Annotated in this window: 9 protein-coding genes; 3 read left to right on the plus strand and 6 right to left on the minus strand. The window is 63.1% G+C overall.

The annotated features are described in order from the left end of the window. The 4 genes from Q7T45_RS07755 to Q7T45_RS07770 all read right to left on the minus strand — a co-directional run. On the minus strand, positions 1-226 hold a 226-nt coding region (locus Q7T45_RS07755), incomplete at its 3' end, for a dihydroneopterin aldolase (RefSeq protein WP_304869387.1). Beyond that, on the minus strand, positions 223-1,080 hold the full coding sequence (gene folP / locus Q7T45_RS07760; RefSeq protein ID WP_304869390.1) for a dihydropteroate synthase: 858 nt from the start codon (positions 1,078-1,080) through the stop codon (positions 223-225). The genes folP and Q7T45_RS07755, both read right to left, overlap by 4 nt. 85 nt (positions 1,081-1,165) lie before the next feature. Then, complete coding sequence (locus Q7T45_RS07765) at positions 1,166-1,573, minus strand: DUF4332 domain-containing protein (protein ID WP_304869392.1); 408 nt, start codon at positions 1,571-1,573, stop codon at positions 1,166-1,168. A 24-nt stretch (positions 1,574-1,597) separates the two neighbouring features. Then, the gene (locus tag Q7T45_RS07770; protein WP_304869394.1) at positions 1,598-1,963 is read right to left on the minus strand and encodes a DUF2267 domain-containing protein; all 366 of its coding nucleotides are present in this window, start codon (positions 1,961-1,963) and stop codon (positions 1,598-1,600) included. Positions 1,964-2,352: 389 nt separating this feature from the next. On the opposite strand from Q7T45_RS07770, the gene Q7T45_RS07775 reads away from it, so the two are divergent. The 3 genes from Q7T45_RS07775 to Q7T45_RS07785 are packed head-to-tail and all read left to right on the plus strand — an operon-like array spanning position 2,353 to position 6,755. Next, positions 2,353-3,984, plus strand: a complete 1,632-nt coding sequence (locus Q7T45_RS07775; RefSeq protein WP_304869396.1) for a helicase HerA-like domain-containing protein — start codon at positions 2,353-2,355, stop codon at positions 3,982-3,984. A gap of 6 nt (positions 3,985-3,990) precedes the next feature. After that, positions 3,991-5,340: a glycosyltransferase family 87 protein gene (locus Q7T45_RS07780; protein ID WP_304869398.1), complete on the plus strand. Its 1,350-nt coding sequence runs from the start codon at positions 3,991-3,993 to the stop codon at positions 5,338-5,340. Between the two features lie 17 nt (positions 5,341-5,357). After that, positions 5,358-6,755 carry a M20/M25/M40 family metallo-hydrolase gene (locus Q7T45_RS07785; protein WP_304869400.1) on the plus strand — a complete coding sequence of 466 codons (1,398 nt, stop codon included), beginning with the start codon at positions 5,358-5,360 and terminating at the stop codon, positions 6,753-6,755. An 80-nt stretch (positions 6,756-6,835) separates the two neighbouring features. Here the strand turns inward: Q7T45_RS07785 and ykgO are convergent, their stop codons facing one another. Continuing rightward, complete coding sequence (gene ykgO, locus Q7T45_RS07790) at positions 6,836-6,961, minus strand: type B 50S ribosomal protein L36 (protein ID WP_304869402.1); 126 nt, start codon at positions 6,959-6,961, stop codon at positions 6,836-6,838. Between the two features lie 99 nt (positions 6,962-7,060). Beyond that, on the minus strand, positions 7,061-7,315 hold a 255-nt coding region (locus Q7T45_RS07795; protein ID WP_370691234.1), incomplete at its 5' end, for an oligopeptide/dipeptide ABC transporter ATP-binding protein.

The raw sequence follows: 7,315 nt of genomic DNA on the forward strand, positions 1-7,315 counted from the left end.
CACGTTCCAGCAGTTTGTAATTGGCATTCTTGAAAGCCGCGGTCGCCGTCGCGACCACGTTGGAATAGGACACGGTATCGGCGAGCCGATCGGTGCGCGAGGATTCCGAAAGATCGATCGAGAGCTCGAGATCGATGACGAAACGCTGCCCGACTTCGGTCTCATGCTCCATCACGCCATGGCGGGCATGGATGACGACGCCGGTGATGAAGATCGTATCTGTCATCGTCTGTCCCCGATTGCCGCAGCCACCAGCAGCGCCTGCAGGGTCTCCGCCACGTCATGGGTCCGGATGATCCGGGCGCCGCCTCTGGCCGCAATGAGATGCGCCGCGATCGAGCCGCCCAGACGCTGATGCGACTCCGAGGGGATGACCGAACTGATGAAACGCTTGCGCGACGCGCCGACCAGCAGCGGCAGGCCGAATGCGCCGAGTTCATCGAGCCGGGCCAGTGCCGTCATGCTCTGCTCCGGGGTCTTGCCGAAGCCGATGCCGGGGTCGAGCACGATATTCTCACGTGAAATGCCCGCCTTGTCGGCGAGCTCCAGCGAGCGGGCGAAGAAAGCCGCGATATCCTTCATGATGTCGATGTCGGCATCGACACGATCGCGGTTGTGCATGACGATGACGGGCGAATGGCGTGCCGCCACGAGCCTCGCCATATCCGGGTCGCGTTGCAGGCCCCAGATGTCGTTGGCGATGGATGCACCTGCATCGAGTGCCCAGGCGACGACGGCCGATTTCATGCTGTCGATGGAGACGGGTACACCGAGCGACACCACGTCGGCCAGGATCGGCCTCAGGCGCTGCAGCTCTTCCTCCGCCGTGACGGGCTGTGCGCCGTAGGGCCGGGTGGATTCCGCGCCGATGTCGATGATGTCGGCGCCCTCGCTGATCATGCGGCGGGCCTGTGCCAGCGCGCGCTCCGGCGCGATGAACTGCCCGCCGTCGGAAAATGAATCCGGCGTCACATTCAGGACGCCCATCACGGCAGGATAAGGCCGGGACAACAGCGCCCGCAGCACCGGACGATCTGCCGGAGCGGCCGATGGGGCGGGTCTGGACGTGGTCGCGATCATGCGGTCGCTTTGCGCGGTCCACGCAGGGGAGTCAAGATGCTGCGCCGCCGCCGGAACCGGCCTGCAACGGCCCGGTAAGCAACCTTTAGTACGTGATTTTGGGCTGAAGCTTGCGAGCCTTTTCAATCAGCTGCTCGACCGATTTTTCCGAAGGCAGAATTCGGACGAGTTTGCGCTTGGTATTTACATCTTTCATGTTCTGCGCCAGCCGCGCCGGGTTGCGCAGCGCGAGTTCGCGAACCGTGGTGACACCGGCGGCGCGCACCAGCCCGACCTTTGCCCTGCCCATGCCGGGAATCCGCATGTAGTCGGATACATTGGCCCATTCGAGCAGCTGCTGCTCGCTGATGCCCGACTTTGCCGCGAGCGCCTTTCGCCCCTTGGCCGTGCTGGCAGCCTCAAGCAGCCCGTCGGTGGTACGAATGCCTAGCGATTTCAGTTTGGAGGCGGCGAAGGCCGGCAGGCCGTCAATCTCGGAGATGGGGTATGTCATGGTACTCGAATTCAAAAAGGTGCTTTAAGCGAACTGACTGAGGCCCGGCGTCCCTGCGATGATCTCGCCCATCTGATCCGCTCCGATTTTGTCGCGGCCAAATCGGAAAAGTTCACGTGCGATGTTCTGAATTTGCCCCATACCCAAACCAAGTCCCATCAACTTGGTTCCCAGCGCCATCAGGCCGCCGCCCATCAACCTCGCAAGACCGCCGCTGTTGCTCGAAGCCGCGATAGCGGCTTCCGCGCCGGGAATCTGGTCAATCAATGCCTGAACCTTGTCGGAAGGACCCTCGTTGCGGAGGAAGCCCAGGATGATGCCAATGGTTTTTTCAGCCACAGCTTCATCGATGCTGGCCTTTACAGCCAGCTGCCCAATCAGTTCGTCCATATTGCCCCGTCCTCGACCCGTTACTTGCCGGGTCCTTGCTTGTGAATTTATCTTGATCTTCCGCGTAACGAATTACAAGCGATCCCCGCTTGCGAAAGCTATTTTCATTCGAGATCGCGTCGCCAGTGTTGCAGCGTTGCAAGAGTTGGCGTGGAATCTACGGAGATTTGTCGCCGGTCTAGCAGCTTCACTACAACTTTCGTCCACCGATTGAACGACGCCGGTCGATCTCATCTCGAACAACCCGGGGGTTTCCAATCGGCGTCCAATCCCCCGGGGGGAGGCGGTTGAACGGTTTCAATCGGCCTGCAAGATGCAGTATGATAATGGCGTCTGGCGACTGAAACCCTTGACTGAAGCCTTGGGTGGGCGCGCGAAGAGGCGATGCAATGGCTACGTCCGAAACCAAGATGGCCGATACCGGCGACAAGATTTTCATCGGCAAGAGCGAGCAGCCGGCGTGGCTGACGCTCGGGCTCGCCAACCGCCACGGTCTCGTCACCGGCGCTACCGGAACGGGCAAGACCGTCTCGCTGCAGGTGATGGCTGAGGGATTTGCGCGCGCGGGCGTGCCGGTGTTCGCTGCCGACATCAAGGGCGACCTGTCTGGCATCGCCGAAGTCGGTGAGCCCAAGGACTTTATCCTCAAGCGGGCCACTGAAATGGGCCTCGCGTTCCAGCCCGACCAGTTTTCGACGGTGTTTTGGGACGTGTTCGGCGAGCAGGGCCATCCGGTGCGCGCCACGGTCACCGAAATGGGGCCGCTGCTGCTGTCGCGGATGCTCGACCTCAATGACGTGCAGGAGGGTGTCCTGAACGTTGCTTTCCGCGTCGCGGACGAGAACGGGCTGACGCTGATCGACTTGAAGGATCTCCGCTCGCTGCTCGATGCGATCGTTCCCGCGGGCAAGAAGGCCGCTGATGCCGACGAGGATGCGCTGGCGCCGATCCGCAAGGCGGCGCTGGCCTTCGGCAACGTTACCAAGGCCACGGTCGGAACCATCCAGCGCCAGCTGCTGGTGCTGGAGAACCAGGGCGCGAGCCAATTCTTCGGCGAGCCGGCGCTGATTCTGAAAGATTTCATGAAGACCGACAGCGACGGCCGCGGCATGGTCAATATCCTGGTCGCCGACAAGTTGATGCAGAGCCCGCGCCTCTATTCGACCTTCCTGCTGTGGATGCTGTCGGAACTGTTCGAGGAACTGCCGGAGGTCGGCGATCTGGCGAAGCCGAAACTGGTGTTTTTCTTCGACGAGGCGCATCTGCTGTTCACCGATGCGCCGAAGGCGCTGCTGGACAAGATCGAGCAGGTCGTACGCCTGATCCGTTCCAAGGGCGTCGGAGTCTATTTCGTCACGCAGAACCCGATCGACGTGCCCGACAAGGTGCTGGCCCAGCTGGGCAACCGTGTGCAGCACGCGTTGCGCGCCTTCACCCCGCGCGACCAGAAGGCGGTCGCCGCGGCCGCGCAGACCTTCCGGCCCAATCCGAAGCTCGACACCGCCAAGGTCATTACGGAACTCGGCAAGGGCGAGGCCCTGGTGTCGTTCCTGGAAGGCAACGGCACGCCGGCGATGGTCGAGCGCGTCATGATCCGGCCGCCGACGGGGCGGATGGGGCCGATCACGCCTGGGGAACGCAAGGCGATCATGGGCAAGAGCCCGGTGAAGGGCAAATACGACACCACGATCGATGCCCATTCCGCCTATGAGATGTTGCAGAAGCGCGTTGCCGACACCGCGGCGCCGGCGCCTGCCAATGGCTCGGCCGGCGGCGGTGAGGGAGGCGGCGGAATTCTCGCGCAGATCGGCGCGATCGTCGGGACGATCTTCGGCACGAACGTTAAGCGGGGAAAACTGTCGACCGGTCAGGTCATCGCGCGAAGCGTCACGCGCACGGTCACCAATCAGGTGGCCGGTAACGTCGCGGCCAGTGTCGGCAAATCCCTTGGCGGCGCGATGGGCAGTTCGGTCGGCCGCGCGCTGGTGCGCGGCGCGCTCGGCGGGCTGCTGCGACGATAGGATTCGATGCCGCGACGTGATCCCTCTGATCTTCCGGAAAGCTCCAGTGTGCTGAGATATCCGTCGTGGCGAGCGCCGCTCGATATTCTGTTTCTGGTCTGCTGCATCGCGCTGACGGCTGACGTGCTGGTTCCGGAGATCTGGGGCAACGGCAAGACCAAGGACTATCCGCTGTGGTTCTGGGCCGGGCAGCAGGTGCTGGCGGGCAAGGATCTCTATCCCAGCAATCCCAACAGCTACTTCGATTTCATCTATCCGCCGCTGTCGGCGGTGCTGCTGGCGATCCCCAGCTATTTCGGCAAGATACCACTCTATATATGCCTGTCGCTCTTCAACGCGGTGGCGTGGTGGATGACGGCGCAATTCTCGCACGCGATGGCGGGCTCCGGGCGGACGCCCGGCCCCTGGCTGTTCGCGCTGCCGGGCTTCGTCACCATCACCTTCGTGTTCGACATGTTCGATCTCGGGCAGCCGAACCTGGTTCTGCTGGCGTTGATGCTGTTCGGGTTCTGGCTGTTGCAGCATGGCCGGCCATGGATGGGAGGCAGCATGTTTGCGCTCGCCACCGCCATCAAGGTTTTCCCGGTGGCGGTGTTTCCCTATCTGATCTGGCGCAGGCAATGGGCCGCCGTTGCAGGCATGGTGGTGTTCCTGGGCGTGTTCCTGTTCGTGCTGCCGGCGCCGTTCCGTGGCTATCAGCACAACGTCGCGGAGTTGAAGACGTGGTACCAGGGCATGGTGGGGTCGAGCTCGGAGAAGGGCTTTGGCCAGCGCGACGAGCAGAACTGGTCCTGGGTCAATCAATCCATCATCGCGATGACGCATCGGCTGACGCGGCCGATCAACTACAACCAGGATGATCCGACGAAGCCGCCGCGCACCATGAATCTGGCTGATCTCGATTTCAAGACCGCCAACTGGATCGTGCTGGCGATATCGTTCCTGATCGGGGTCGGCTTTCTCGCGGTGATGCCCGCGCGCGCGCGGATAACGCCACGGTCGAACGCCGAGGAACTCGGCATCCTGTTTTGCCTGATGACCGTGGCCTCGCCGCTGGCCCGACAATATTACTTCATGTGGCTGTTCTTTCCGGCCACCGTGCTGATCCATCGGGCGGCCTATGACCCTCGCCCGGCGGTCCGGGCCGGCACATGGGGAGCGCTGGCGCTCGCGGGCGCCCTGATGTGCCTGTCGTTTCCGGTGTTTCCGAACGATCTGCAGGCCTGGGGGAATAATCTCGCTTCTGCCGCCGTGATCACGGGCGGGCTGGTCTGGCATATCCTGCATCCGCCGTCGGATGTCTTGTCTCCAACCGCTGGCGGGCTACAACCTGTCATCCAACAGCAACCCCGCTAATCCCAGGGAAGATCGCAATGTCCAACGCGGCGCAAATTCAACCGGTTCTCGATCGCATTGATGCGGATTTCGACAACAGCCTGGAGCGGCTGTTTGCGCTGCTGCGGATCAAGTCGATCTCGGCCGATCCCGCCTTTGCCGGCGATTGCAGGGCGGCGGCCGACCATCTCGCCGCCGACATCGCGACGCTCGGCTTTGCCACCGAGGTCAGGCCGACCGCCGGTCATCCCGCCATTGTCGCCAAGCTCAATGGTGGTGGCGCGGGGCGGCCGCATGTGCTGTTCTACGGTCATTACGACGTGCAGCCGGTCGATCCGCTCAATCTCTGGCATCGCCCGCCGTTCGAACCTGCGGTCACCGACCATGCCGACGGGCGGAAGATCATCGTCGCGCGGGGCGCCGAGGACGACAAGGGCCAGTTGATGACCTTCGTCGAAGCCTGCCGCGCATGGAAATCCGTCACCGGTTCGCTGCCGGTCGACATCACCATTGTCATCGAGGGCGAGGAAGAAATCGGATCGAAGAATTTCGTGCCGTTTCTCGAGGCGAACAAGAACGATCTCAAGGCGGACTTCGCCCTGGTCTGCGACACCAGCATGTGGGATCCGAACACGCCTGCGATCACCACCTCGCTGCGCGGACTGGTCTACGAGGAAGTCTGGATCAAGGCCGCCAACCGCGACCTGCACTCCGGTATCTTCGGCGGCGGCGCGCAGAACCCGATCCGGGTGCTGACGCGAATCCTCGGCGGCCTGTTCGACGATGACGGCCGCATCACCATCCCCGGCTTCTATGACGGGGTGAAGGATCTGCCGCCCGACGTTCTCGCCCAGTGGTCGAAGCTCGATTTGACGCCGGAATCCTTTCTCAAGCCGATCGGGCTTTCCGTTCCGGCCGGCGAGAAAGGCCGTCTGCTGATCGAGCAGATCTCCTCGCGGCCGACCTGCGACGTCAACGGCATCATCGGCGGCTATACCGGGGAGGGCTCCAAGACGGTGATCCCGGCGCATGCCTCCGCCAAGATCTCGTTCCGGCTGGTGGAGGGGCAGCAGCCCGACAAGATCCGAAAGGCGTTTCGCGACTACGTCACCGCGCGGCTGCCCGGCGATTGCACCGCCGAGTTCGGCGATCATTCCAGCGCGCCGGCGATCGCGCTCGACTGGAACATGAAGCCGCTCGCCGCCGCCAGGCGCGCGCTGACCGAGGAATGGGGCAAGGAAACCGTGCTGATGGGTTCCGGCGCGTCGATCCCGATCGTCGCGGATTTCAAGCGCACCCTCGGCCTCGACACCGTGCTGGTCGGCTTCGGGCTCGACGACGACAACATCCATTCGCCGAACGAGAAATACGATCTCAAGAGCTTCCACAAGGGCATCCGCTCCTGGATCAGGATTCTCGCGGCGTTTGCGGTGTAGCGACTGCCGCGGGCAACAAAAAGGCCCGCCGAGGCGGGCCGTCTCAAGCTGTCCCGGGTCCAGCCCGAGGTGACAGGCGTTCAGCCCTGGCGGGCTTTGTAGCGCTTGTCGACCTTGTTGATGATGTAGATGCGGCCGCGACGACGCACCAGCTTGTTGGCGCGATGACGCGTCATCAGGGCCTTGAGGGAATTGCGGACCTTCATCGTCGAACCTCGGACAGAAACAAAAAGAGGCGCTGCGCGCCCTTTGGATTGGCGGGACGAATAGAGGCAAAACCGGCCTCTGTCAACGCTCTGGAGGGCCTAAACGGCCTCGAGTACCGCCGGCGTGTCGTCGATTTCGCGCCAGCGGTGGCAGGCGACGAGCCGTCCCCGTCCGACGTCTTCGAGGAGGGGGCGTTTTTCGGCGCAAAGGCTTATGGCGTAACGACAACGCGTCCTGAAAGTGCAGCCGGAGGGCGGGTTGATGGGGGAGGGAATTTCGCCGGTCAGCGCGTCGATGTTGCGCAGCCGCGCCCGCTTCGGGTCGGCGATCGGCACGGCGGTGAGCAGCGCCCG

The sequence above is a fragment of the Bradyrhizobium sp. genome (genome assembly GCF_030646015.1).
GTDB lineage: Bacteria > Pseudomonadota > Alphaproteobacteria > Rhizobiales > Xanthobacteraceae > Bradyrhizobium.

Coding starts and splice junctions, on each gene's coding strand:
- Q7T45_RS07775 (WP_304869396.1), top strand. CDS start 2,353: ATGGCTACGTCCGAAACCAAGATGGCCGATACCGGCGACAAGATTTTC.
- Q7T45_RS07765 (WP_304869392.1), bottom strand. CDS start 1,573: ATGACATACCCCATCTCCGAGATTGACGGCCTGCCGGCCTTCGCCGCC.
- Q7T45_RS07770 (WP_304869394.1), bottom strand. CDS start 1,963: ATGGACGAACTGATTGGGCAGCTGGCTGTAAAGGCCAGCATCGATGAA.
- folP (WP_304869390.1), bottom strand. CDS start 1,080: ATGATCGCGACCACGTCCAGACCCGCCCCATCGGCCGCTCCGGCAGAT.
- Q7T45_RS07780 (WP_304869398.1), top strand. CDS start 3,991: ATGCCGCGACGTGATCCCTCTGATCTTCCGGAAAGCTCCAGTGTGCTG.
- Q7T45_RS07785 (WP_304869400.1), top strand. CDS start 5,358: ATGTCCAACGCGGCGCAAATTCAACCGGTTCTCGATCGCATTGATGCG.
- ykgO (WP_304869402.1), bottom strand. CDS start 6,961: ATGAAGGTCCGCAATTCCCTCAAGGCCCTGATGACGCGTCATCGCGCC.